The 25,103-nt window shown below is 44.0% G+C and carries 23 protein-coding genes and 8 tRNA genes; 19 read left to right on the forward strand and 12 right to left on the reverse strand.

The features are described from left to right. Both ACXAER_RS15185 and bioD read left to right on the forward strand, forming a co-directional pair. Positions 1-1,083: a methyltransferase domain-containing protein gene (locus ACXAER_RS15185; RefSeq protein WP_474830728.1), complete on the forward strand. Its 1,083-nt coding sequence runs from the start codon at positions 1-3 to the stop codon at positions 1,081-1,083. Beyond that, positions 1,080-1,850: a dethiobiotin synthase gene (bioD, locus tag ACXAER_RS15190; protein ID WP_474830730.1), complete on the forward strand. Its 771-nt coding sequence runs from the start codon at positions 1,080-1,082 to the stop codon at positions 1,848-1,850. The genes ACXAER_RS15185 and bioD overlap by 4 nt, the downstream gene beginning before the upstream one ends. On the opposite strand, the gene pepE is transcribed toward bioD, so the two are convergent. Continuing rightward, positions 1,821-2,543, reverse strand: a complete 723-nt coding sequence (gene pepE, locus ACXAER_RS15195; RefSeq protein ID WP_474830732.1) for a dipeptidase PepE — start codon at positions 2,541-2,543, stop codon at positions 1,821-1,823. The two genes, bioD and pepE, sit on opposite strands and share 30 nt — an antisense overlap. A gap of 93 nt (positions 2,544-2,636) precedes the next feature. Here pepE and ACXAER_RS15200 point away from each other — a divergent pair, with 93 nt between their 5' ends. The 4 genes from ACXAER_RS15200 (at position 2,637) to ACXAER_RS15215 (ending at position 6,634) form a co-directional block, all read left to right on the forward strand. Further along, positions 2,637-3,113, forward strand: a complete 477-nt coding sequence (locus ACXAER_RS15200; RefSeq protein WP_014948910.1) for a low molecular weight protein-tyrosine-phosphatase — start codon at positions 2,637-2,639, stop codon at positions 3,111-3,113. A gap of 57 nt (positions 3,114-3,170) precedes the next feature. Next, positions 3,171-4,148 (forward strand): FecCD family ABC transporter permease, encoded by a 978-nt coding sequence (locus tag ACXAER_RS15205; protein ID WP_474830735.1) that lies wholly within the window; start codon positions 3,171-3,173, stop codon positions 4,146-4,148. 16 nt (positions 4,149-4,164) lie between these two features. Beyond that, entirely contained in the window at positions 4,165-5,112 is a 948-nt protein-coding gene (locus ACXAER_RS15210) for an ATP-binding cassette domain-containing protein (protein WP_474830737.1), read from the forward strand. Positions 5,113-5,290: 178 nt separating this feature from the next. Next, complete coding sequence (locus ACXAER_RS15215) at positions 5,291-6,634, forward strand: class II 3-deoxy-7-phosphoheptulonate synthase (RefSeq protein ID WP_474830739.1); 1,344 nt, start codon at positions 5,291-5,293, stop codon at positions 6,632-6,634. A gap of 110 nt (positions 6,635-6,744) precedes the next feature. Here ACXAER_RS15215 and ACXAER_RS15220 read toward each other — a convergent pair whose 3' ends face one another. From ACXAER_RS15220 to ACXAER_RS15230, 3 genes are all read right to left on the reverse strand, one after another. Then, the gene (locus ACXAER_RS15220; protein ID WP_474830741.1) at positions 6,745-7,062 is read right to left on the reverse strand and encodes a hypothetical protein; all 318 of its coding nucleotides are present in this window, start codon (positions 7,060-7,062) and stop codon (positions 6,745-6,747) included. A gap of 181 nt (positions 7,063-7,243) precedes the next feature. After that, positions 7,244-7,459, reverse strand: coding sequence for a DUF3820 family protein (locus ACXAER_RS15225; protein WP_136781007.1), 216 nt, complete (start codon positions 7,457-7,459; stop codon positions 7,244-7,246). After that, entirely contained in the window at positions 7,460-9,280 is a 1,821-nt protein-coding gene (locus ACXAER_RS15230; RefSeq protein ID WP_474830743.1) for an ABCB family ABC transporter ATP-binding protein/permease, read from the reverse strand. 323 nt (positions 9,281-9,603) lie between these two features. On the opposite strand from ACXAER_RS15230, the gene moaA reads away from it, so the two are divergent. Further along, entirely contained in the window at positions 9,604-10,572 is a 969-nt protein-coding gene (gene moaA / locus ACXAER_RS15235) for a GTP 3',8-cyclase MoaA (protein ID WP_474830745.1), read from the forward strand. Between the two features lie 129 nt (positions 10,573-10,701). Next, positions 10,702-11,229, forward strand: coding sequence for a GNAT family N-acetyltransferase (locus ACXAER_RS15240; RefSeq protein WP_474830747.1), 528 nt, complete (start codon positions 10,702-10,704; stop codon positions 11,227-11,229). Between the two features lie 38 nt (positions 11,230-11,267). Here ACXAER_RS15240 and ACXAER_RS15245 read toward each other — a convergent pair whose 3' ends face one another. The 5 genes from ACXAER_RS15245 to ACXAER_RS15265 all read right to left on the reverse strand — a co-directional run bounded on the left by ACXAER_RS15245 (position 11,268) and on the right by ACXAER_RS15265 (position 13,643). Beyond that, entirely contained in the window at positions 11,268-12,890 is a 1,623-nt protein-coding gene (locus tag ACXAER_RS15245; RefSeq protein ID WP_474830749.1) for a response regulator, read from the reverse strand. A 339-nt stretch (positions 12,891-13,229) separates the two neighbouring features. Next, positions 13,230-13,305, reverse strand: a tRNA-Val gene (locus tag ACXAER_RS15250). Positions 13,306-13,342: 37 nt separating this feature from the next. Continuing rightward, a tRNA-Val gene (locus ACXAER_RS15255) sits at positions 13,343-13,418 on the reverse strand. Positions 13,419-13,455: 37 nt separating this feature from the next. Next, positions 13,456-13,531 (reverse strand) — tRNA-Val (locus tag ACXAER_RS15260). A gap of 36 nt (positions 13,532-13,567) precedes the next feature. Further along, a tRNA-Val gene (locus tag ACXAER_RS15265) sits at positions 13,568-13,643 on the reverse strand. 793 nt (positions 13,644-14,436) lie between these two features. On the opposite strand from ACXAER_RS15265, the gene gltX reads away from it, so the two are divergent. The 9 genes from gltX (at position 14,437) to dusC (ending at position 19,601) form a co-directional block, all read left to right on the forward strand. After that, positions 14,437-15,846 (forward strand): glutamate--tRNA ligase, encoded by a 1,410-nt coding sequence (gltX, locus tag ACXAER_RS15270; RefSeq protein WP_014948924.1) that lies wholly within the window; start codon positions 14,437-14,439, stop codon positions 15,844-15,846. A gap of 85 nt (positions 15,847-15,931) precedes the next feature. Continuing rightward, positions 15,932-16,007 (forward strand) — tRNA-Ala (locus ACXAER_RS15275). A gap of 92 nt (positions 16,008-16,099) precedes the next feature. Then, positions 16,100-16,175, forward strand: a tRNA-Glu gene (locus ACXAER_RS15280). Positions 16,176-16,331: 156 nt separating this feature from the next. After that, positions 16,332-16,407: transfer RNA gene (locus tag ACXAER_RS15285), tRNA-Glu, on the forward strand. A 152-nt stretch (positions 16,408-16,559) separates the two neighbouring features. Next, a tRNA-Glu gene (locus tag ACXAER_RS15290) sits at positions 16,560-16,635 on the forward strand. 350 nt (positions 16,636-16,985) lie between these two features. Next, positions 16,986-17,915 carry a M14 family metallopeptidase gene (locus ACXAER_RS15295; RefSeq protein ID WP_474830751.1) on the forward strand — a complete coding sequence of 310 codons (930 nt, stop codon included), beginning with the start codon at positions 16,986-16,988 and terminating at the stop codon, positions 17,913-17,915. 35 nt (positions 17,916-17,950) lie between these two features. After that, positions 17,951-18,172 carry a hypothetical protein gene (locus ACXAER_RS15300; RefSeq protein ID WP_025254684.1) on the forward strand — a complete coding sequence of 74 codons (222 nt, stop codon included), beginning with the start codon at positions 17,951-17,953 and terminating at the stop codon, positions 18,170-18,172. Beyond that, positions 18,169-18,342: a DUF1289 domain-containing protein gene (locus ACXAER_RS15305; protein WP_474830753.1), complete on the forward strand. Its 174-nt coding sequence runs from the start codon at positions 18,169-18,171 to the stop codon at positions 18,340-18,342. The genes ACXAER_RS15300 and ACXAER_RS15305 overlap by 4 nt, the downstream gene beginning before the upstream one ends. 320 nt (positions 18,343-18,662) lie before the next feature. Further along, a complete protein-coding gene (dusC, locus tag ACXAER_RS15310; protein ID WP_474830755.1) occupies positions 18,663-19,601 on the forward strand; it encodes a tRNA dihydrouridine(16) synthase DusC in 939 nt (312 codons plus the stop codon). A 26-nt stretch (positions 19,602-19,627) separates the two neighbouring features. Here the strand turns inward: dusC and ACXAER_RS15315 are convergent, their stop codons facing one another. The 3 genes from ACXAER_RS15315 to ACXAER_RS15325 all read right to left on the reverse strand — a co-directional run bounded on the left by ACXAER_RS15315 (position 19,628) and on the right by ACXAER_RS15325 (position 21,799). Then, positions 19,628-20,602, reverse strand: a complete 975-nt coding sequence (locus ACXAER_RS15315; RefSeq protein ID WP_474830757.1) for a transposase — start codon at positions 20,600-20,602, stop codon at positions 19,628-19,630. Between the two features lie 311 nt (positions 20,603-20,913). Then, complete coding sequence (locus ACXAER_RS15320) at positions 20,914-21,096, reverse strand: hypothetical protein (RefSeq protein ID WP_474830759.1); 183 nt, start codon at positions 21,094-21,096, stop codon at positions 20,914-20,916. Positions 21,097-21,142: 46 nt separating this feature from the next. Further along, positions 21,143-21,799, reverse strand: coding sequence for an arylesterase (locus ACXAER_RS15325; protein ID WP_474830761.1), 657 nt, complete (start codon positions 21,797-21,799; stop codon positions 21,143-21,145). Positions 21,800-21,815: 16 nt separating this feature from the next. On the opposite strand from ACXAER_RS15325, the gene ACXAER_RS15330 reads away from it, so the two are divergent. Next, positions 21,816-22,514: an ABC transporter ATP-binding protein gene (locus ACXAER_RS15330; RefSeq protein ID WP_474830764.1), complete on the forward strand. Its 699-nt coding sequence runs from the start codon at positions 21,816-21,818 to the stop codon at positions 22,512-22,514. Next, a complete protein-coding gene (locus ACXAER_RS15335) occupies positions 22,515-25,037 on the forward strand; it encodes an ABC transporter permease (protein ID WP_474830766.1) in 2,523 nt (840 codons plus the stop codon). It begins immediately after the preceding gene. Positions 25,038-25,103 lie beyond the last annotated feature (66 nt).

Here is a 25,103-nt window from a genome sequence, read left to right on the forward strand (position 1 = left end):
ATGTCACTAAGTCCCGCTATAAAAGCTGCTATGTCGGCAGAATCGAGAAGTCTCTTCGACGGTAAGCTGTCGCGTGACGCGGCGCAGGCGACTTTCAAGGCAAACGGGGCTTTTTCGTCCGAGACATCTTTTGAATCTGAGAGAGCGACCAACGCTAAAGGGACTCTCACAGTTAAAACTGCTTACCCTTCTGATTGCTCTTCCAAAGCTGCGGCACATTTGAATGCTGAGGAAAACGCTAAGACTGAGAGCTATATTACAGCTGAAGGCTCTATAACAACTAAAGGTGCTGCAAAAGCTGAACGCAATGATTCTGCTTCAGCAATTAACGAGCAGGACGTGGCACATCGCTTTTCAAAAGCGGCTGCGCAGTACAACAGTATTGCGAGTGTTCAGCGCATTATTGCTAAGCAGGCATTAGCGAACTTACCGATAGACTTACAGGGTACGGTTCTTGATATCGGCTGTGGTACTGGCATTCATACCCAAACCCTTGCAAATAAAGGTGCAGCTGCAACTGGCGTAGACATTGCCGGGGGCATGTTGGCTCAGGCCAGCAAAATGTACTCTGACCCCATTTTCGTAGAAGGTAGTGCTGTTGATTTGCCTTTCTCTGATAGCCAATTTTCAACCGTATTTTCATCTATGGCGCTTCAGTGGGTTAGCGATACTGGGCTTGTTGCTAATGAGATAGCGCGAGTGCTTGAAAAGAGTGGTATTGCCGAGCTGGCGATTATGGTGGCGGGTTCATTTAGTGAGCTTAAAACGGCGCGCAAAGTAGCGCAGCTTCCACAGGCTGAAACCTATATGCCAACAACCGCACAATGGGTAAATGGCTTTAAGCAGTCGGGTCTTTCTTTGCAACGGGTGATTACTAAGGACTATGTCGATACTCACTGCGATATTATGTCGCTATTACGCTCTGTGAAGGGAGTTGGGGCAGGAGAGACCGGCCGAAGACAACCGCCGCTCACCCGTCGAGATATTAAAAAATTAGCCATGGCTTACAGCAATATGAGCGGTGTAGAAAGTCAGTTACCGCTTACCTACCGCGTAAGTCATTTTAGATTGGAAAAACGATGAAGCAGTATTTCATTACCGGTACCGACACCGAAGTAGGTAAAACCTATGTTACCTGCCAACTACTACAAGCTGCGCAAAAATCCTCGTTAAGCGCCATTGGCTACAAGCCTATTGCAGCCGGATGCGAACAGATAAACGGCGAGTGGGTTAACGAAGATGCGCTAACTATTCAGAACGCGTGCTCCAAAATACGCGCAAATAAAGCCATTAAAATTACAGACAATAACGAGCTAAAAAGCGCAAATGAAAACAACGAAGAAAGTGGACAGACACTTCCTTTGCATCAAATAAACCCAATTGCACTAAAGCCGGCTATTGCACCACATATTGCAGCCCTTGAAGAAGGTGTTGCGTTAACGTTTGACGAGATTGCAAAAGGGCTTGACGAACTGCACGCCTATCAACCCGATCTTCTGTTAATGGAAGGTGCAGGTGGGTGGCGTTTACCGCTAACGGTAGGTGATGAGTATACGCCCACTTACTATCTTTCTGATGTTGTGAAAACACTCAAAATGGATGTGATTTTAGTTGTAGGCATGCGTTTGGGTTGCTTAAATCATGCGTTATTAACTGCAGAAGCAATTCGCGCCGATGGACTTACCATTAAAGGATGGGTTGCGAACGACATCACAGGTAACATGACGCGATACCAAGAGAATCTGCATTCTCTTAAAGCCATGTTACCCGAGCCGCTACTGGCAGAAATTCCCTACCAGATAGCGCCTAGCGATGAGGCGCTATTCGCCGCTATCAAGCAAATAAGTTAAATCATCACCTGAATGAATTGGCGTTTTTTCTTCACCTAGAAAGATAAAGCCGTCTTTTTCACCCACTAGGGTAAGTTGATTATTAGTAAGGCGCAGCGCTGTGCCCTCGCGAATAGCAACGACTGGCGTGGTTGGATTAAGCGTGGTGAACTCAGCCAAACGTTGGTCGCGGGTTTCACCATTGTGGCCCGGCGGCTGATAATCGGTATAGTGCGGGTTCAACTGAAACGGCACGATATCTAGTGCATCAAAACTCGGCGGCTCGATAATGGGCATGTCGTTAGTGGTTCTAATTGATTGACCACAAATATTCGAACCTGCACTCCAGCCAATATAAGGCGTGCAATCGGCGATGGCGTGCTTTATTGGCACAATAAGCGCGTTTGCATAAAGGGTAGAAAGCAGGTGAAAGGTGTTTCCACCGCCTACAACAATGGCTTGGCCGTTTTTCTTTGCGTTATTTACCGCGGCAACCGGGTCTTCAACGGAATGTAGCCCAGTAATCTTGCACTCTGGCAGGGCGGTAGCAACGGCGTCTACATAGCTATCGTACGTTTGAGTTATGGCGGCATAAGGAACAAATAGAAGGTCGCGAATTTCGCCCAAGTGTGCAAAAATAAGTGCTCTAGCGTGCTCTAAGTAAGCCTCGTCGCCTTGGCGTGAGCTACTTAGCATAAGTACATGTGCGGTCATACTAACTCCACAATTTTTCTGACGGCGTATCATACGTGAAACTAGGCTGAAAGTTTAGTCGCGCTCCGTCACTGTGTTGAAATAGGAATTTGAATGAAACAATCTACATCGGTGTTGTTCGTGTGTTTGGGTAATATTTGTCGTTCTCCAACCGCAGAAGCCGTGTTCAAACACAAGGCTGCACAAGCCGGATTAAATATTGAAATTGACTCAGCGGGAACCCACGGCTATCACATTGGTAACCCGCCCGATAAGCGTTCGCAAGCCGCAGGCGTAGAACGAGGCTACAGTTTCAAAGGGCTAAAATGCCGACGTGTGGATGAAAGCGACTTTGAACGATTCGATTTCATTCTTGCCATGGATAACAGCAACCTTGCTAATTTGCACGGTATGTCGCCAAGCCAATATCACGATAAAATTAAGTTGTTTCTTGATTTTGCAAATGCAGACGATAAGGAAGTTCCTGATCCTTATTATGGCGGCAAGCGCGGCTTTGAGCTGGTGTTGGATCTTATCGAAGAAGCGTCGGACGGTTTGATTGCGCATATTAAACAAACCCAACAACAATAAACGCAAGTCATATTGATAAATCATCTCGAAAGCCCACGTTGAGAACCCATATTGACAATGACAGGAACTAAACGCACCGCCGTCACTTTGGTTGTAATAACAGTACTTTTGTCACTCATCATTGGTGTGGTAGGTATTGTTAGCGTGACAGGGCTGTCTGATACGGCGGCTGAACTAAAACAGCATATTATTGTTCAGCTTCAAATACCGCTTATTCTTACTGCGTGTTTAGTAGGAGCTGCACTGTCTGCAAGTGGCGCTACCTTGCAAGTAGTGCTGCGAAACCCTTTGGCAGACCCGGGAATTATCGGCATTACGAGTGGCGCAAGCTTGGTTGCTGCGCTTTTGCTACTGCTAACCCCACAATGGGCTGCAGCGTACCTACACTATTTGCTTCCTATGGGATGTTTTATTGGTGCGTTGTTATCTACATTTATTATCTACCGCTTAGCAAGAAAACTGCTGGGCTCCTCTACGGCTGTTATTCTAGCAGGTATTGCGATCTCTACTCTTAGCGGCGCCGTTATAGCGTGGCTTTACATGTTCAGCGACGCTAATGCCCTGCGCAATCTTACTTTCTGGTTAATGGGTAGTTTGTACCAAACTAACTGGTTAATTTTGTCAGTGGGCGGCCCATTAATCGCTGTTGCTGTCGCATTACAGCTTTATTTCGCTGGCGATTTAAACAAACTCTATGCCGGTGAACTTGCAGCAAAAAGCAGTGGTGTGGATGTGGAAAAACTCACTGAGCGCGCACTCATTGCCTGCGCTATTGCTGTAGGCACTGCGGTTTCCATGGCGGGCTCTATTGCTTTTGTGGGTTTATTAGTACCGCATATTTTGCGCTTGATCATCGGGCATAATAATCGCTATTTGTTGCCACTAAGTGCGTTAAGTGGGGCAAGTCTATTGATGCTGGTTGCGTTAAGTTCTGAAATGACCCGTGCCATAACGCTTCCGGTTTCAATGGTGACGGCTACCTTAGGCGGTCCATTACTAATTTGGGCATTAGCAAAAGGTCAAATAAAAGGGTAGTGGAGGGGCAAATGAAATGACGACAAAAAATTTTAGTACCCAGCAACGCCCTGATTCTGGCATTAATGAACAAATAGATGAACGAATAAATGCTAGTGAGCAAGACACCATAATTAGTTACCCTAAGCAAAACGTTAGCGTTAAAGATGACGTTGCTGATAGCAATAGCCCAGCGAATAGCCATAACCTAGCAGATAGCCATACCGTTTTAAGCTTACAGAATGTAAAAGTGGCATCGCGACTTTCGGTGGAAGGTTTACGTGCAAAAAAAGGCGAGTGCGTTCACATTATAGGGCCAAATGGGGCAGGGAAATCAACACTGCTGCTTACTCTTGCGGGCCTTATTGGCGCTGATGAGGGCACAGTCATGCTGCTAGGTAAACCAATGAACGATTGGTCGCTGGCAACACTTGCGAGTGTGCGCACCTTATTGGCGCAACAAAGCGAAAGTGGTTTTCACTTGTCGGTAAAAGAATACCTAAGCTTTTATGCAACAGCACAGCAAGATGAACTAATTCCTCCGGTTTTAGAAAAAGCACTCGAAATATCGGGTTTCTTGAACCAAATTGTCACCCAGCTTTCTGGCGGTGAGCGTCAGCGAGTAGAAATTTGTCGTTCGCTTTTGCAAATATGGCGGCAGTTAGAGCGCGGAGAGGGGGTTGTGCTTTTAGACGAACCATTGCAAGGACTTGATATAAGGCATCAATATGCACTGGCTAGTTTGGTAAAATTCCTTTGCGATAAAGGGAATACCCTACTTATGACGTCTCACGATATCGCGCTTAGTGCCAACTACTGCGATAGTTTATGGCTTATGCAAAAAGGTCGCATGGTAGCGTTCGGTAAGCCACAAGAGGTGGCCACGCAAACAAACTTAGAAAGTGTGTTTGAATGCCATTTTGCTATAAGCAAGCACGATAACTTTCTAGAAATTCAAGTTTGCGCACCTATTTCCCTAGAATAAATGTGGTAAAGTGCTCCCAGCATTATTTTTGATTCACATTTTCACATTAGACTGATTAGAAAAAAGCGCTACAGACGCACTGTTAAGCGCGTTACAGTCTTTTTATTCGAAGCATCTAGCTTGAATGTATATTTTCAGTAAAACGTTTGCCCTACGTTTTTTATTCAGGAGAACACCGTTGAGTAATTGGCAAGTAGACAGTTGGAGAGATAAACCTATTCTTCAGCAACCAGAGTACGACGACAAAGTACGTTTAAAAGAAGTAGAGCAAACATTAAGTTCTTATCCACCGCTTGTATTTGCTGCTGAAGCCCGTGAGCTTAGACGCCAGCTAGGAGAAGTGAGCTTGGGTAAAGGCTTTCTTTTACAAGGCGGCGACTGTGCTGAGTCGTTTGACGAATTTAATGCGCCTAAAATTCGCGATACCTTTAAAGTTATTCTTCAAATGGCCATTGTGCTTACCTTTGCTGGTCGTTGTCCGGTAACTAAGGTTGCCCGTATGGCAGGCCAGTACGCCAAGCCGCGCTCATCAGATTTCGAAACCCGCGGTGGCGTGACTTTGCCAAGCTATCGTGGTGATATCATCAATAACTTCGAATTTACCGAAGCGGCCCGTCGACCAGATCCTGACCGTTTGTTGGAAGCCTACCATCGCAGTGCATCAACACTTAATTTACTTCGCGCGTTCGCACAAGGTGGTTTGGCCGACCTTCATGAAGTTAACCGCTGGAACATGGCGTTCGTTGAAAACAATCCGCTTAAAGAGCGTTATTCTGATATGGCCAACCGTATTCAAGATACCCTTGAGTTTATGGATGTTATTGGTATTAACGCACAAACCAGTTCTACGCTGCACGAGACTTCACTGTTTACGTCGCATGAAGCATTGCTGTTGAACTATGAGCAGGCGCTAACACGCATCGATACCCTTACCGGCAAGCCTTACGATTGTTCGGCTCACATGGTGTGGATTGGCGAGCGTACCCGTCAACTTGACCATGCGCACGTTGAGTTTTTCCGTGGTATTCACAATCCAATTGGTGTGAAAGTGGGGCCAAGCATGCAAGAAGACGAGCTTATCCGTTTGATTGATGCGCTTAACCCGCTAAACGATCCAGGTCGTTTAACGCTAATTACACGTATGGGCGCCGATAATTTAGCCGACAATTTGCCACGCTTATTGCGTAAAGTGAAAGCTGAAGGCAGACATGTAGTGTGGAGCTCTGACCCGATGCACGGCAACACGTTCTCGGCATCTAGCGGTTATAAAACCCGTAATTTCGATGCGATTTTGAAAGAAATTAAACAGTTCTTCCAAGCGCATGAAGCAGAAGGCACACACGCAGGTGGTATTCACCTTGAAATGACCGGTCAGCACGTAACTGAATGTACTGGCGGTGCTTATGAAATTAGCGATGAAGACTTAGCGCAAGCCTACAAAACGCAATGCGACCCGCGCTTAAATGCAGACCAAGTACTTGAAATGGCATTCTTGGTGGCTGATCATTTGCGTAATGCGTAATGCGTAATGCGTAATGCGTAATGCGTAATGCGTAATAGATAGTACCAATCCCTAAACGCACATCGTACTGGTATCAAAAATGGGCAGCGAAATAAACGCTGCCCGTTTTTTTACAGCAGTTGTTCTCTTTCTTGCTCGCTCAATATACCCGTGAAAATAGTTTCTCGCCTTAAGTTAGCGGTGCGCTCATCATCGGCTAATAACAGGGCTTTAAATACGTCAGGCTCATTGCGGGCTTCTATAATCCCCTTCCAAAGCAGGTAGCTACCGTAACGCATCATTTTGTTTTGATAACGCATTTCCAAGGTTTGTTCAACTTGCTCAAAAAGTTCGGGATGAGACATCAGCTTGTCTGCTATCGCACTGTGAATAGTTTTAATACGTTGGTTCACGTCACTTCGACGTTGCTTTCTGGGTCTTGCAAACATAAATCTTCTGGCGTTTTTACTATTATTAATAAAGTGTATAGGCTTGTTGAAAGAGAAATTTCGCAATCTGCGACGTTCTCGCACTTTTTTACACTATCTCTTAATGTAGCGAGATGGCGTCGTTTGAACGAAAAAGGTAGTTAATCAAGTTCTAGTTTTGAGAGCATGAAGCGAAATAAAATCAATCTTCATTTAACAGGGGCTCTACAACAGACTCTAAGCCGTTTAGCTTAATCTCATACATTAAAGCAAGCTGCTCGCCAAGCTTGTTTTCTGGAAAGCCTTGCTTGTGAAACCAGACTAAATAGGGCTCAGGTAAATGAAATAGACGTCTTCCCGCGTATTTGCCAAAGGGCATGACTTGATTAATAGCGGCTTTGATAAGCGTTGGATCCATTTACTGGTTACCTTTTGTCTGGGTATTTTCGTTATGCTTTTCATCTTCACGCAGTTGCGCTTGCCATAGTGCTGCGTATTCACCACCTTGCTCAAGTAAATAAGCGTGTGTCCCTTCCTCTACTATGGTACCGTTTTTGAGTACAAGGATCTTGTCGGCATCCACAATGGTGGACAGTCTATGGGCGATGACTAAACTGGTGTGTCCCTTGGCCGCGTCTCGAAGGGCCGCTAATATTGCACGCTCTGACGTACTGTCTAACGAGCTGGTGGCTTCATCAAAAATCATGATTGGCGCGCCTTTAAGTAAGGCCCTTGCGATAGATACGCGCTGCTTTTCGCCGCCAGAAAGTTTCAGGCCTCGCTCACCTACCGTTGTGTCTAGCTTTTCAGGTAAGCTTTCTACAAATGCTTCAAGGTGCGCTAGTTTGATGACGTGTTTAATGTCTTCATCGCTGGCGTCAGGGTTACCGTAGCGAATGTTCTCAAGCAAGGTAGTGTTAAACAGCACCGTATCCTGAGGGACAATACCGATATGTGAACGCAGACTTTGTTGCGTAACCGATGCGATGTCTTTTCCATTTATCGTGATGTCGCCCTGTTGAGGCTCATAAAACCGAAAGAGTAGTTTCATCAGCGTTGATTTTCCCGCGCCGCTTTCACCCACTACCGCTACTTTTGAGCCTGGCGGTACATTAAAGCTTAAGCCGTTAAGTATCTGTCGATTATCAGTGTATGCAAAATGAACATTGTTAAATCGCAGTGCGGGGTTCGCACAGGTTAATTCTGTAGCGTCGTGGGCATCTTTTATGGCCGGAGTTTGGGCGAGAAGGTCAAACAACTTATCGATATTCGCAAGGCTCCCTCGAATTTCACGGTACACAAACCCCAAGAAATTTAAGGGCATAAAAATTTGCATAGTGAACGCGTTTATCAAAACAAAGTCACCTATGGTCATCTCGCCATTCATGACGCCAAAGGCGGCGTTTGCCATCATAGATGTCATAGCGATAGCGATGATGGCGGCTTGCCCACCGTTTAGTGCAAATAGCGACAAGCGGTTTTTCCTTCGCGCCTTTTCCCATGTTGCTAAATCCGTGTCGTAGCGATTGGCTTCAAACGATTCGTTGTTAAAGTATTTTACGGTTTCAAAATTAAGTAGACTGTCTACAGCTCGGGAGTTAGTGGTTGAATCTGCTTCATTCATTTGTGTGACAAAGCGAGTGCGCCAATCCGTCGCTTTCATTGAAAAACCAATATAGGCCACAACGCTGAGCACAATTATCAGCGCGAAAGATACGCCAAACTGAAATAAGAGCAAGCCGACTACAAGGGCGATCTCTAGCAGGGTAGGGACAATATTAAACACCATAAAACGCATGAGAAAACTAACGCCGTTGGTACCGCGCTCGATATCACGCGACAATCCGCCTGTGCGTCGATTTAAATGAAAACCTAAATCTAAGTTGTGCAAATGTTTGAAGACTTTGAGCCCTAAACGGCGCATGGCGCGCTCAGTCACCCTACCAAATAGCGTATCACGCACTTCGCCAAGTAACACATTCAATAAGCGCAGCGTTCCGTAGGCCACGATCAAACTAATAGGAACCGCCAAAGCTAACGTGGTTACATCGCCATTTAAGCTATCAACAGTGTACTTCAGCACGTAGGGCAGGCCAATACTTGCAAGCTTCGCTGCTACTAGGCACAGCAGGGCTAAAAATACGCGTTGCTTAAACTCGAGAAGATAAGGCCATAGCTGTGAGAGAACGTGCCATTTAACAGGTTCGTCGACATTAGTAGGAAAACGGTTTTTTCTCATTTTATAGTGTGCTTTATTGTTTGGTTTACTGTACTAAGAGCGGAAAGATATAGAAAATAATTCGGTGTAAACACTTTTTTAGAATTTGAACAAGCTTGCCCATACTTATTTATTTTCGCCTTTTGTAATACGTTTTGAAATAGGCTAGAGATTAAAATGGTCTTATTTATAGCAACGAATGTGTTTAATTTTAATTTCACCCCGCGTACACTAAGGTAGTTTAATTTAGTTACCTTGTTATTTACTCAATAATTTGCTGGTTTTTGTAACGTCTAAAAATCTCTGTAGCGATTCATGAAGCAGCAAAGGATTAAGGAGTTGGTTTGTTAGAAGATAGTTTCGGTAGGCAGTTTCATTATTTACGTTTGTCAGTGACCGAAGCGTGCAACTTTCGTTGTCAGTACTGTTTGCCTGACGGGTATGAAGGCCCAACGAGCGATCAATTTATGACATTAAATGAAATTGATACCTTGCTTCAAGCGTTCGCTAAGCTAGGTACGTCGAAAGTACGTCTAACAGGCGGCGAACCAACGCTGCGAAGAGACTTTCTTGATATTTTACAGCTAACCAGCAATACACCGGGTATAGAGCGTGTAGCGATGACAACACACGGAGCGCGAATGGAAAAGTTTGCGCATCAGTGGAAAGAAGCAGGGTTACATCAAGTAAATGTCAGTATTGACAGTTTAGATCCCCGTCAGTTTGCTGCTATAACAGGACAAGACAAGCTTAAAGCTGTACTGCGAGGGTTAGATGCAGCAATTGATGCCGGCTTAGACGTGAAAGTGAACTCTGTCTTACTCAACGATTTTTCCGATAGCCGCCTACATAGGTTTCTTGCTTGGCTTAAAGATATGCCGGTGACGCTCCGTTTTATTGAGTTAATGGAAACAGGCGATTTAAATCAATTTTTCAATAAGCAACATCAAAGTGGTACGCCGCTAAAGAATACGTTGTTAGAAATGGGCTGGCAGCCTTTGTTACGTAGGAAAGATGCGGGGCCAGCGCAAGAGTTTTACCACCCAGACTATGCTGGTAAAATTGGCTTAATCATGCCCTACAGCAAAGATTTTTGTAAAACCTGTAATCGGCTACGTGTTTCGGCCCCAGGAAAGTTACATCTATGTTTGTTTAGCGAAAATGGGATCGACATGAGACATCTACTTGCTAATGGTAATGTGGATGATGTGGTCGCTTTTTTACAAGATGTGTTGGGTCAAAAGCACGAAACCCATTATCTACATGAAGGAAAAACAGGGGCCACTAAGCATCTAGCTATGCTAGGAGGCTAGCAAACTATTCCTACGTTAAGGGAAGATGTAGGCCAGAATAAAAAGCATCGAATAAGTTTGGTTTGTTGTAAAAATAAGCTATATTCTGCGATGTAAGTATATTAAAAATAATAATGACAAAGGAAGTATATGCATATCAAGGACAGTGCGCGCCTTTCCTACCACTATATCACCGAAAAAGACGCCGACTTTTTATGGGAGCTCGACCAAGACGAGCTTGTTATGAAGTTTATCAACGGTGGTAAGAGGTCTTCAAAAGAAGATATCCGTGATATTTTTGTCCCTCGTTTTCAAGCCTACTCTAACCAAGCTCTAGGGTGGGGACTGTGGCGAGTAGAAACGTTAGCTGAAAAAGAAAGCATTGGTTGGATTTTAGTTCGTCCCTTCGGTTTTTTCACACAAAACCCTGAAAGTGACAATATGGAATTAGGGTGGCGTTTTAAGCGCCATACGTGGGGCAAGGGCTACGCAACAGAGGCTGCGGAGTCTGTTAAAGAAGCGCTGTATGATATTGGTGTTGAAAAATTCTCTGCTATTGCAAACCCGCAAAATAGTGCGTCTATCAATATTATGAAAAAGCTGGGAATGACGTTTAGTCACGAGCTTGAGTATAAAGACAAAATCTATCACGAAACGGTTGTCGTCTACTGCAATTAATTAATCGTGTAAAACAGTGTAGTGTATAACAGTCGTTATCATTCGCTTTTTAGAATGCTTTTTACGTTCTCGTAGCGAACATACTGCTCTTCAGACAAAGCTGCCGACTCAAGTGTTTCTCTGCATTTTTTGATGGCCGAGACAGTATTGGGAAGCATAGGCGCGTTTGCTTTTCTGGCCCTCACTATTGCTTGAAGGTAATTAAGCGCGATAGAAGGGTTTTTGGGCATAACTTGAAATGCTTGAGCGAAAGTTGTGTAAGACTGCTCTAAATTACCTCGTTTATACTGTGTAACGGCGGTGTTATTGAGCACTTTAGGGCTGAGTGAAATGGTTTCTTTTTCTTTTTTCTCTTGTTTTAAATAGGTCGCCACAAGATTGAGTTCGTCATTCGCCTCATGGTGCCTTGATGAAATGGCGTCCAAAATTGCTAGAGACTCTTTTTTCATCCCCACTTCGTGAAGGGCTTTTGCTCTATCAAGCAGCGCTTCGGTAGAGTGGTGTTGTGCATGATCGGTATGAAAGTCTGACAAGAGCATCTGTGCCTTTACTGTATCGTCTTTCAAATAGTGGAGGCGTGCGTCGATGACCGTTAGTTCATCGTTCAATAGCGCTTTAGGATGAGCCCTCTTCAACTGCCGCAAGAATTCACTGGTTTGTTTGACTATGCTATTTACGTGCTCGGGCTCAGATGTCATGGCAAAATCAACGCCTGCTCTCGCTGCAGTTAGATAAATATCTGGTTTATCGTGGATTGAGTTTTTTGCGTAGCGCACGACTTTCTTCGCACTGTTAAACTGACTCTCGTAATCGTGAGTGATACGCGCAAGGTTTATTGCGATCTGATGCCTAGGGATGTTCTGAGGAGAAATGTTGCATGCAAGTGTTGTGCATTCAAGAGCATCATCAAACGATGATTGTTTAATCTGAAGTTTGGTGAGTAAGTCGTATGCTTCTAATGCAGAGTCAGGGCGTGTGGCCAGTTGGATGATTTCTCTCTCGGCATCGTCCAGTTCATCGAGTGCAAGCAGACATTTTGCTATCCCCATTTTTGCCCAGCTAAAATCTTGTATGTTGATTATTGATTCAAAGAAGGGAATAGCTTCTTGGAATCTCTCTGTGATAATAAACAAATCACCTTTAATCTTCATTGCAAGAGGAAAGTGCTCGGCATTCTCGGGTTGCAGTAAGAAATACTCAACCTCGGCTAGCGCCTTTTCATAGTCTTGTTTGTCCATGAACGAATAAACATTTTTGAAGGCTTTTTTTCTCGCTAGAACGCGAGAAAGTCGACGGTCTAATTCGTTAACGGAAAATGGCTTGGCAATGAATTCGTCTGGCTGCAGTTCAATGATTGCATGAACAGTATCTGCTGACGTGTCTGCACTAGTGAAGATAAATGCGCTGGTGAGGGGAAGCGAGTGAGACTCATTGAGTTGCTCGAGTAAAAAATAACCGCCTTGTTCCGAGCGTAAATTATAGGAACAAATGATGGCGTCATAAGTGTGTTCTTGTAACGCTGACAGGGCATTAGAGGGCCTATCAACATAGTCCATGTTTCTGAAACCTAGCTGCTCAAGGGCGTAGTGCATGTGGCTTTTAGCCAGCACCTGATCTTCAGCAATTAACAACTTAGTATTTTTAGCTAAGTGCAATTTCATTAAAGGATAGCCTTTAGAACGTTATGGTCATTACCATACCACGTTAATTATCTCTAAAGTATAGCTTGTCAGCGAGCTAACGCACAGTTGAGGTTATTCGTAGCCATATGGCTATTTGAGTATCGTGGCGACTAGGGTGGTTAAGCGCTTGGTGCGATTTTGGAAGTGAAGCTTGGCAGAGCTAAGTAGTAACCAACCGCGCAGCTTGAGTAGCGTGTTTTTCAAGAGGTTTGATTGGTACTGAGTATGAGTTGCTTTGTGAAATTTCGAGATAAAGATAAGGTGAAACTGTCGTTAATAAAAAATATAGATGTTGATTCTAAAAAGACTTGAAAGGGATGGTGGACGCTACTGGGCTTGAACCAGTGACCCTCGCCTTGTAAGGGCGATGCTCTCCCAACTGAGCTAAGCGTCCATCTTTATGATTTCACTGTTTAACCACGGTGAAGAAGTGGTGGACGCTACTGGGCTTGAACCAGTGACCCTCGCCTTGTAAGGGCGATGCTCTCCCAACTGAGCTAAGCGTCCATCTTTATGATTTCACTGTTTAACCACGGTGAAGAAGTGGTGGACGCTACTGGGCTTGAACCAGTGACCCTCGCCTTGTAAGGGCGATGCTCTCCCAACTGAGCTAAGCGTCCATATTTTGACTTCACTATTTAGCCACTGTGAAGAAGTGGTGGACGCTACTGGGCTTGAACCAGTGACCCTCGCCTTGTAAGGGCGATGCTCTCCCAACTGAGCTAAGCGTCCGTATTTTCTATAACCTTGCCTAAGCAAGTGGGGCGGTATTATAGAGTCGGTTCCGTTAGTGTCAACAATAAAATTAAAGAAAAATGACTGTGTGCCCGAAATTTAGCCACTCTGACCGTATCTTAACTAAATTGATGAAAAGAACAGCGTTTTAAGTGCTCAAAATGCTCAAAATGGACAGACACTTATTCGTGAATGCTCAAAATGGACAGACACTTATTCGTGAAAGTGGATAGTTTAAATTGGACACACACTCATAATTTAGCAAAGTTCAAAGTAAATAGGCACTCGCTTGTCTCATGCAAGGAAGCGCACAAAAAAACAGAAAAGAAAACAGTAAAGGGACAGACACTAGTTCGAATATAGTGTGGACTAGATATCCTTACCTAGATCAAGTCTGCAGCCAGTAATTATGTTATTTCTTCGTATCTACGAAGTCATGCCGGACAGACACTTATATAAAGAAAGTTCAGAAAGTTAAATTGGACACACACTAACTTGTTTTGGACTGAATGTGTCAGTGCCCCCAAAGCACATCTACTTTACTCATTGGACACCCACCCATTAAGTAAACACAGTATCAAAAAAAGTGTCTGTCCCTTTTCTGTTTTTCAAGTAGTAAATGGATATTAGTTGTGCCCATATCAGTTGAAAAAGCTGTTGGATAATTAATAAACGAAAATAAGTGTCTGTCCACTTTCTTATCCATCTATTCTTATCTTACTTTTGAAGTCGCGCGGACACTGGTAGAATGCCCCCAACTTTAGAAATACATTAACAATAGAGAGTGACCATGTCGGTTGTTACACGATTTGCACCCAGCCCAACAGGCTATCTTCACGTTGGCGGCGCACGAACTGCGCTTTATTCTTGGCTTCTTGCTAAAAGCAAAGGCGGCGAGTTTGTTCTTCGCATTGAAGATACAGATATCGAGCGTTCAACAGAAGAAGCTAAGCAGGCCATTCTAGACGGAATGCAATGGCTAGGTTTAACGTGGGATACGGGGCCAATTTATCAAACTGAGCGTTTCGATAGATATAAAGAACTTATTCAGCAGCTTTTGGATGAAGGCAAAGCGTATAAATGCTTTATGAGCTCTGAAGAGTTAGATGCGATTCGTGAAGCGCAAAAAGAACGTGGTGAGAAGCCTCGCTACCCAGGTACGTGGAGAGACAGAACGGATCACCCAGAAGGTCAGCCTTTTGTTATCCGCTTCAAAAACCCTCTAGAAGGCAAAGTGGTAATTAATGATCACGTGCGTGGAAAAATTGAGATTAGCAATACTGAGCTAGACGATCTTATTATTCAGCGCTCTGACGGTACCCCTACTTACAACTTCTGCGTAGTTGTTGATGATTGGGATATGGGTATTACTCACGTAGTTCGTGGTGAAGACCATATTAATAACACGCCACGCCAAATCAATATTCTTGAAGCGCTTGGTGCACCTGTTCCAGAATATGCTCACGTTTCTATGATTTTGGGTGATGACGGCAAGAAGTTATCTAAGCGTCATGGCGCTGTAAGCGTGATGCAATATCGCGATGATGGATTCCTACCGCAAGCTGTGCTTAATTACCTTGTTAGGTTGGGGTGGTCTCACGGTGATCAAGAAATTTTCTCAGTTGATGAAATGATTGAGAAATTCAGCCTTGATGCCATTGGGCAATCTGCATCGGCATTTAACACAGAAAAGCTAATCTGGTTGAATCAACACTACATTAAGACATTACCAGCCAGTGAAGTTGCTTCACATGCTAAATGGCATTTTGAAGAGTTGAATGTTGATTTAACGACAGGCCCAGCACTTGAATCTATAATTGCTATTCAGGCTGATAGAGTAAAAACGCTAAAAGAGTTGGCTGAGATTTCTACTTACTTTTATCAAGACTATGAAGATTTCGATGCGAACGCTGCAAAAAAACATCTTCGTCCAGTCGCTCGCGGCCCACTAGAGCTTGCTAAAGATAAATTAATGGCAATTGAAGAGTGGAACCCAGAAAACATTCAGGCTGCTATAAACAGTACAGCCGAAGAATTGGAAGTGGGCATGGGTAAAGTAGGTATGCCGCTGCGTGTAGCTGTGACAGGTGGTGGTAATTCACCGTCGTTAGATATCACGTTGAATCTTATCTCAAAAGAGAAAATTGGCGAGAGAATCGACAAAGCGCTTACTTTTATAGCAAACAGAGAAAATTCATAAAAAAAGCGTTGACATGACAGGGGCGGATGCCTAGAATGCGCCCCGCTGTCACGGAACAGTCACACAAAATGACTGGTACCATGATGGGGCCATAGCTCAGCTGGGAGAGCGCCTGCATGGCATGCAGGAGGTCGGCGGTTCGATCCCGCCTGGCTCCACCAAGTCACATTGAGATTTGGTTTGATATAGGCTGAAGTTGTTAACGCAGCTTCGGACTGAAAATTCGAAAACTTAGTTTCGAAGAAAGAATTCAGTCCCCTTCGTCTAGAGGCCTAGGACACCGCCCTTTCACGGCGGTAACAGGGGTTCGAATCCCCTAGGGGACGCCATTTTATCGCGTCACAGTCGATTAAAACTGTGAAATAGGCTGGAGTTGAGCATTCAACTTCTGACTGAAAGTTTCGGTAAGGAAAAGTCGCGCAGTTCGCTAGCTCACTTCTCCTAACTGAAATCTCGAAAGCGGTGCTTTCGACAGAAAATTTTCAGTCCCCTTCGTCTAGAGGCCTAGGACACCGCCCTTTCACGGCGGTAACAGGGGTTCGAATCCCCTAGGGGACGCCATTTTATCGCGTCACAGTCGATTAAAACTGTGAAATAGGCTGGAGTTGACTCTTCAACTTCTGACTGAAAGTTTCGGTAAGGAATAAGATTGTTTATTTCATTCTTAAGCTTACAGAAATTTAGTGAAGTGTGTCTTCACTGGCAAAATTTCAGTCCCCTTCGTCTAGAGGCCTAGGACACCGCCCTTTCACGGCGGTAACAGGGGTTCGAATCCCCTAGGGGACGCCATATCGAAAAAACCAGCCATTCGGCTGGTTTTTTTGTTTTTGTCTCCGGAAGCTCTGTGGACAGACACTTCTATACTCCCTCAACCACCAGCCGCATTTAATTGCCAATGGACAGTCACTTACATTTTCTTCCTTAACAAATAACTATCCAAGTGTAACTAACTCAACCTTTCATGCTTATTCTAGGGAACTAATCCTTTGCAAAGCTAAGCCAACATACAGTTGAACAACTAACTTTTTAGGATACGAAGCGTAAAGATCTTATGGCACAACTGTCGATTAATCTCTTGTAGAGTAGATACGTTAGCTTGCTGAGCTGTTATGATCTTTTAAATACAAAAGAGGTGTTATATGCAGAATTATCCAATTGGAACTCCGGGTGAGCCTTGGAACGAGAAAGAGAAATCGCAGTGGAAATCTCAACAGACTGTGAAAAGAAGTTACCAAGAAGAAGTACTCGATAAACTTTTCAATATTATTCCTGAAGGCTTTGAACTAAAGCAGTATGGTTCTCTCCCATACGATTCTGAACGCTATCCGTTATATGCAGTAGTTCCAAATAACTTTGATACTAAAAAGCCTACAGCGCTTGTTACGGGTGGAGTTCACGGTTATGAAACGAGTGGAGTGCAGGGTGCACTTCAGTTTATTAACACAAAGCTGTCTCAGTACGCAGAGCAAATAAACATTGTAGTTGTGCCATGTGTAAGCCCTTGGGGTTACGAGACGATAAATCGATGGAATCCAATGGCACTAGATCCAAATCGCTCGTTTTACAGCGACTCTCCGGCACCAGAATCCGCTCAGCTTATGCAGTTAGTGTCTGATCTAGCGTTGTCGTTAACGCTTCATATCGATTTACACGAAACTACCGATACAGATAACACTGAATTCAGACCTGCGCTGGCCGCACGGGATGGCGTAACCCATGATAATTGGAATATACCTGACGGTTTCTATACGGTCGCAAACACGCCAAATCCACAAATAGAGTTTCAAAAAGCTGTAATCGATGCGGTGAAGAAAGTGACGCATATCGCTCCTGCAGACGAGAGCGGCAAGATTATTGGAGCAGATGTAGTGAGTGAAGGTGTTGTCTGCTATGACAAAAAGGCTTTGTATTTATGTGGCGGTATGACAGATGCCAAATACGTTACAACAACGGAAGTTTATCCCGATAGTGATAACGCGACACCTGAAAACTGTAACGACGCTCAGGTCGCTGCCATCTGCGCAGCACTCGATTATTCTAAATGGACGCTTGAACGTTTAGACGTCTAGATGTATATTTAAGCCTCTTTCAAAGGAGGCTTTTTGTGTTCACTTATTCTGCGGTTATTTATGACGGTAAAAAACAAAATTTAGTGCGATATGAATGTGGGACAGACACTGAGTTTGCTTCATACCTTGAATCGCGTTTTGGTTGCCATGTTTGTTTATGGTCAAATAAAGAACTGTCGGAAAACACAATGGCAGCTATTGCTGCTTCGCATGCTCAAAGTAAAAATGAAGGTTTAGATAAAACAGAAGCTTTATGAACTCAACATCTCCGTGTATCGCCTTGTGTAAATTGAATGAAGATGAAATTTGCGTTGGATGCAAACGTACTATTGATGAAATCGTAAAATGGCGGACATACACCGATAACCAAAAGCTGGCCGTTATAGCTCGTCTAGAGAGCATAAGGAAGGATACTACTTCCCAATAGTATGATAATGAAAAACTATAAGTTGACGTTGTAATTCAAATAAGAAACCGCTTTATAACAGCCCTTTTTTTAGTGGACAGACACTCAAGCTTTAACTCAGCACTTTAGCCGAAAATCCCCACGACTTAGATAGTTTCGTAGATAGACACTTACTCATCAATAGCACAATCCATTCAACAGTGTTCTTAGTCCAATAAAACGGTCCAATAAAACGGACAGTCACAAAGTTGATAAACTGAGCCCCAAATCCTGGCTGAAATTAACGCTTTTTGCTACACTCCCGCGCCAATTTTATGTTCTAGTAACACGAGACGTTTATAATGAAAGTAATGCTTGCCCCTATGGAGGGCGTTGTCGATCACTTAATGAGAGATATGCTCACTCGAGTTGGTGGCTTCGACCAGTGTGTTACTGAGTTCGTAAGAGTTGTTGATCAAAAACTGCCGAAGAAAACGTTTTATAGACTTTGCCCGGAGCTACACAACGGTGGCAAAACGCCCTCAGGCGTACCAGTAAGAGTTCAATTGCTAGGGCAACATCCACAATGGCTCGCAGAGAATGCACAAACTGCAATAGAGCTGGGCTCCCCAGGAGTTGATCTGAACTTCGGTTGCCCTGCTAAGACCGTCAACAAAAGTAAGGGCGGGGCTGTGTTGTTGAAAGAGACGCAAACCCTTTACGATATTGTGAAAGCGGTTAGGGAGGCCGTTCCTGTTGATATCCCGGTTTCAGCCAAAATAAGACTGGGCTTTGAGGATAAGTCTTTAGCTATCGAAAACGCTATCGCTATTACTGAAGCAGGAGCCTCTGAGCTCGTTGTTCATGCAAGAACAAAAACGGAAGGCTATAAGCCACCGGCTTACTGGGAGTGGATAGCGAAAATTAAGCAGCACACTGATATTCCCATTGTAGCAAATGGCGAAATTTGGAACGCTGACGATGCTAAGCGCTGTCAAAGCCAATCAGAGTGTACCAATCTAATGATAGGACGAGGTGCATTGGCAATGCCTAATTTGGCGCTGAGTATTAAAGAGGGCGTAGCACCTATGCCATGGTCTGAACTGGCTGCGTTGTTGATACAGTACTCTGGCTACGAAATTTTTGGGGACAAGGGTAAATATTACCCCAACCGAATTAAGCAATGGTGCGGCTATCTGAAAAGACAATACCCTGAAGCTGAAATACTGTTTAATGACATAAGACGTCTCACGAACTCTCAAGACATCGTCGACGTCCTTGCTCGTCAAGCGGATATTTAGCCAAATAATGTCGTTACGTTACCGACTCAAGATAAATATTTCTGAGCATTAGAAACATTGGGGCGACATGCTCTTTGACAACACTTAGCAAAATTCTCCATCATTTCTGGGCAGCCAACAGGGCCGGTAAAGAGGGTTTCGAAGTTACTGGTCACTAATTGCCAGTTTTCTTTTGTCATCCCAAGTTTATTGAGCAACTTGTTTGGAAGCTTAGGAACTCTGCAGGCGTTGCTATTCCGCTCTACGTTCAACGTATCAGTAATAAGCTGCAAGTAATCTGTAAAAGCAAAAGGCAAACTCTCAGCTAGCTTTTTCTCACTGTCATTAAAGGGCATCAAAAACTTAGGTATTTTGTTCGAGCGCTTAGCATTTAAGCGGTATTGAATACTGGTGTAATGGGAGTTGCTGAGTGTCTTCGCTATTTTCGCCCTAATGGGGTTCAAATCAACATACGCCATTACACTTGCTAGCGCTTTTTCATCTAATATTGCTTGAGATCTAAACCTTCTTTCCCAGAAATAGCCTTTACACTCATCTTCTTTATTAGCTTTGCGCGCTATGTATTCATTTAACATGCGCATAAACCAGCTTATGCTTTGAAGTCGCTCTCGATATAAGACAGATAGCGACTTCAATTCTTCCCGCTCTTCTGCTGTTACTGAATCGAAGTTTTCTAGGTATCGCTGTACTAGGGGAGGGCATTTGTAAAACATTCTCCATCTAAGCAATACTTCGTCCATAGTCCAACCATCAGCTCTACCCTTCGCTATATGGAGTACAACATGAATATGGTTATGCATTACAGCGTAAGCGCATAAATCAATGGCAAATGCTTGCGATAGCTTGTGAAGTCTATCTTGAATCCATTTTCTCCTATGTTCGTAATTTATGCCTGTGCGTGAATCACGACCACACAAATAAGATTGCCTTACGCAGCGCGAAATACAATGGTAGTAAGGGGTGACATCGGTGTTAATTTGTTTGTAACGAGGTAAAGGCATATCCGTATCCCATAGCTATTTATAAGTATTATGAGATTTATAGCGCTAATTTTAAGTGGTCTTTGGAACAGTTTTGTTGGTGTTAGCGATTAGTTGACTCCAAAAAGGACTTCCTGGATTATTTTGTCGAACGGAAGTTATGTATTAGTTGAGAAGGATGGTTATGGACAGACACTTAAATTTAATAGTGTGTGAGAAAAAGGACAGACACTCTTTGGCTAGCAAGTGTCTATCCTTTCATATTCAACTTCCAAGCAAACTAAACGTGGACAAAAACAAGTGTCTGCCCTTTATGAGCCTTTTTAGGAGAGCTATACAAATACATCCACTCTTGAACCTACTCGTCCATCATTAGTATTTGATGTCTGCTGCGTACTTTGAGGCTGAGCCTCGCGACTTTCTTGCACACTACGTGACTCCGCTTGCTGAGATGGTCGCTCAGGCGATTCCAAAATAGTGGAAACAGGTGTCGAATTAACAGATGAAATATCCATAAACAAACCTCTTATTGAAGCAAATTATCATTTAAAGGTAGCACATTTATTGAGCATTAAGAATTAAACTTCTTAAGTGTCTGTCCATTAAGTTAGCGATCAACGGCTGTGCCTCAGCATTTGGATGAATACCATCGTTTTGCATTAAGTCCTTATTTAGCGCTATGTCTTCAAGAAAAAAGGGAATCTTTTCAACGTCCTGAGCTTCCGCTACTTTATTGTAGTTCTGAGTAAACATTTGGGTGTAGCGCTTACCGTAATTAGAAGGAATTTGCATTTCTTGCAGAAACACGACGGCATTACTCTCCTTCGCAACACTTACCAGCGAATCTAAATTATCCCTAATCTTACCGATATTATGGCCCTGGAGGCCGTCATTACCGCCCAGTTCAATCAATACATGGGTAGGGTTGTGTTGCTCTAATAAACGGGGAAATCGCGCTAAACCACCGTCAGTGGTCTCTCCGCTTACCGCAGCATTTATAATATCAATCGGAATGTTGTCGTCTTGCCACATCTTTTGTAACAAACTGACCCATCCCTCATGTTGCTGTAATCCATAAGCCGCGGATAAACTGTCACCTAAGATAAGTAAAACCGCATTTTCGCTTGTGTCGCTCTGCTTGGCTTGATCTGATAGCGCTTGAAAGGGTATTAAAAGAATAAGTAAAAAAGCAAACAAATAACGAAATTTAACAAACACGAATTGATGACCTCTTATGATAAAAGCTAATGCTGTAACCAAAGTAGTGGATACGAGTGAAGGTTCACTGCAGATCCTTCGTCCTATTTCTTTTGAAGTCAAGTCTGGTGAGTCCGTTGCCATTATTGGCGCGTCAGGCTCGGGTAAGTCAACCCTTTTGGGCTTGTTAGCTGGGCTTGACCAAGTTACAGAAGGGGAAATTTTCTTAGATGGTGAGGCACTTCACAGTATGGATGAAGAAGAGCGCGCAATTTTAAGAGGAAATAAAGTAGGCTTCATTTTCCAAAGCTTTATGTTAGTTCAAAGCTTAACAGCCTTGGAAAACGTGATGCTACCGGCAGAAATTGCAGGGCTTGATAACCCAAAGGCACTAGCTTTGGATATTCTAGAGCAAGTCGGATTAAAGCATCGCGCACATCACTTCCCTAATCAGTTGTCCGGGGGCGAGCAACAGCGCGTTGCCATAGCGCGAGCATTTATTACCTCTCCCAAAATACTTTTCGCCGATGAGCCTACCGGCAACCTAGACGCCAAAAATAGTGAAAAAATCGAAGCGCTGTTGTTCGAGATGAATAGAGAAAAAGGCACAACTCTCGTACTTGTAACTCATGATAACGAGCTAGCGGAACATTGTGACAGGCAACTCACTATGAATGCTGGCGAATTAGTTGAAACAACTGGCGCGAACACAATGAATAAGAAAGAGGCGGTTTAGATGTCGACGTCTTTTAATTTAGCTTGGCGGCTTTTTAAGCATGAGGCTAGGCGCGGCGAACTTACCATTATATTGCTGGCTATTGTGTTATCTGTAGCAGCCGTGTTGTCGCTGTCGCTTTTTAGTGAGCGCTTGCAAAGTGCACTTAAGTCTCGCTCTGCTGCGTTTATTGCAGCAGATGCTCAGCTTCGCTCAGACGATCCTATAAACGAAGATTGGTTAGCTAGAGCCCAAGAAGAGGGCCTTGCGACGGCAAAACAGGTGGCAACACGTTCAATGGTGTTTAAAGGCGACGAGATGTCGCTTGTCGATTTGCGAGCAGTGAACAACGCTTATCCCCTTAAAGGGACAGTCAATATCACCAATCAGCCTTTCGGAGAAAAACGCGCAACCGCAGCATTACCACAGCCGGGTGAAGCCTGGGTACAGTCTCGGCTTTTCCAGAGTTTAGGGCTTTCTATTGGCGATAATATCGAAATTGGCGATGGCACTTTTACCGTAACGCATGTGTTGGTAGATATTCCAGATGCAGGCTTCAGCGTATTTAACACCGACCCAATCGCACTAATCAATTTAAGAGATTTAGATAAAACCTCCATTACTGGTCCGGGAAGTCGCGCTCGTTATGTTGGCTTTTTTGCGGGCGACACAGGTGATATCGAAAGTTTCAACAATTGGTTATTGCCTCAATTAAATGACGACTTACACTCGTGGCGGACAGTCGAAGATGACGAGTCAGCTATAGGGCGTTCTGTCGCAAGTGCTGAGCGCTATTTTTTGTTGGCAAGTTTGTTAGCAATAGTATTAGCGGCCGTTTCCATTGCCGTTGCTGCTCAGCGTTATGCTCAGCGTCATTTTGACCCCGTGGCAATAATGAAGACCCTAGGTGCAACAAGTAGCACAATCCGAAAAGTGTACTTGTTTCAAATCTTATTTATTACCGCACTTGGTATTTTAATTGGTCTCATTATTGGTTTTATCGGTCAGCAAATGGTGGTTTCTCTGGTAGCTGATAGAGTGGATGTGTCTCTTGACGTATGGCATTGGCGCCCGCTTTTAATTGCCGTTGCTACGGGTGCTACATGCGCTTTGCTCTTTTCTTTGTATCCTCTATTACAGTTATTTTCAGTACCCCCGCTTCGCGTATTGAGAAAAGATATCTCGGCGAATCTACGTTCCAGAAGCATTCAGTTTGTCGCTTCTGGCGGCGCGATATTCTTATTGATGTGGATGTACAGCCGCGACCTCAAAATTAGCGCAATTTTATTCGTGTCTGGTGCAGCGCTTGTTCTTGGGCTACTTGGAGCAACGTATATATTGATAGCTATTGGCCGCAAGCTGGGCAGTGGCAGAATGGGGGCGTGGCAGTTGGCATGGGCTCGTATCAAGCGCCGTGCGATGGACAACAGTGTGCAGCTAATTAGCTTTTCCGTCACCATTATGTTGCTTTTAGTGGTGCTGGTAATGCGCAACGATATGGTTTCGCAATGGCGCTCGCAATTGCCCGAAGGTACACCGAATTACTTCTTAATTAACATTACGCCGGATATTCAACCCGAGTTGGACAGACACTTCGCTGACAATGGCGTAAAGATTGAAGAGTTTTATCCTGTCATTCGAGGCCGATTTGTTTCGGTAAATGGAGAAGGGGTAAATACCGAGGTTTCTAAAGAAGATGAGCCGAATCGAGAAGGCCGAAGAGGTTTAGGCAGAGAAGCAAACCTGACGTGGAGTAATTCGTTACAAAAAGAAAACGAGATTATTGAAGGGAATTGGCATGGAAATGTGGAGACACAATACAGCGAAGGGTGGTTCCCAGTTTCTGTTGAAGAAGGTGTTGCTGAAAGATTAAATATTGAAATGGGTGATAGGCTTACTTTTAATGTGGGAAGCGAAATTGTTGAAACGAAAGTAACGAGTATTCGTACCGTTAACTGGCAGACCATGCAGCCCAATTTCTTTTTTGTTATTCATCCAGACGCGATGGCTGCGTTTAGCCCAACGTATATCACTAGTTTTTATCTGCCCACTGATAGGAAGGCTGAGTTAACGAACCTATTAAAGCCGTTTGCGTCGATCACAATGTTTGATGTAGACGCTCGAATAAACCAGCTTCGAGAGATTGTGGACCAGGTTTCTGTCGCCGTTGAATTTATTTTGGTACTGGTTTTAATGGCGGGAAGTCTAGTATTGATTGCTCAGGTACAGGCGAGTATGGATGAACGTAAACAGGAAATAGCCATACTTCGCACACTTGGTGCTAAGGGTGGTTTAATAAGGAAAAGCGTGATTTTCGAGTTTGTTATTATTGGTGTAGTCGCAGGCTTCATGGCTGCTATGGCCAACGAATTAAGTCTGTACTTACTGCAAACCACAGTTTTTCAAATGGAAGCGAGTTTGCATCCTGAGTACTGGGCTATAGCACCGAGCGTCGGCGCCATTGTTGTGGGCATACTAGGAGCGTTTGGTTGCTATCGACTGCTTACACTTAATACTGGTCAGATGCTAAGAAATATGGTTTGAGTCTACATTTATGGTTTGGACAGTCACTTTATTAAATAAAGTAAGGCGAGTGGACAAAGGCGGTTG

This window comes from Alteromonas sp. AWJ4_199, from assembly GCF_056159165.1.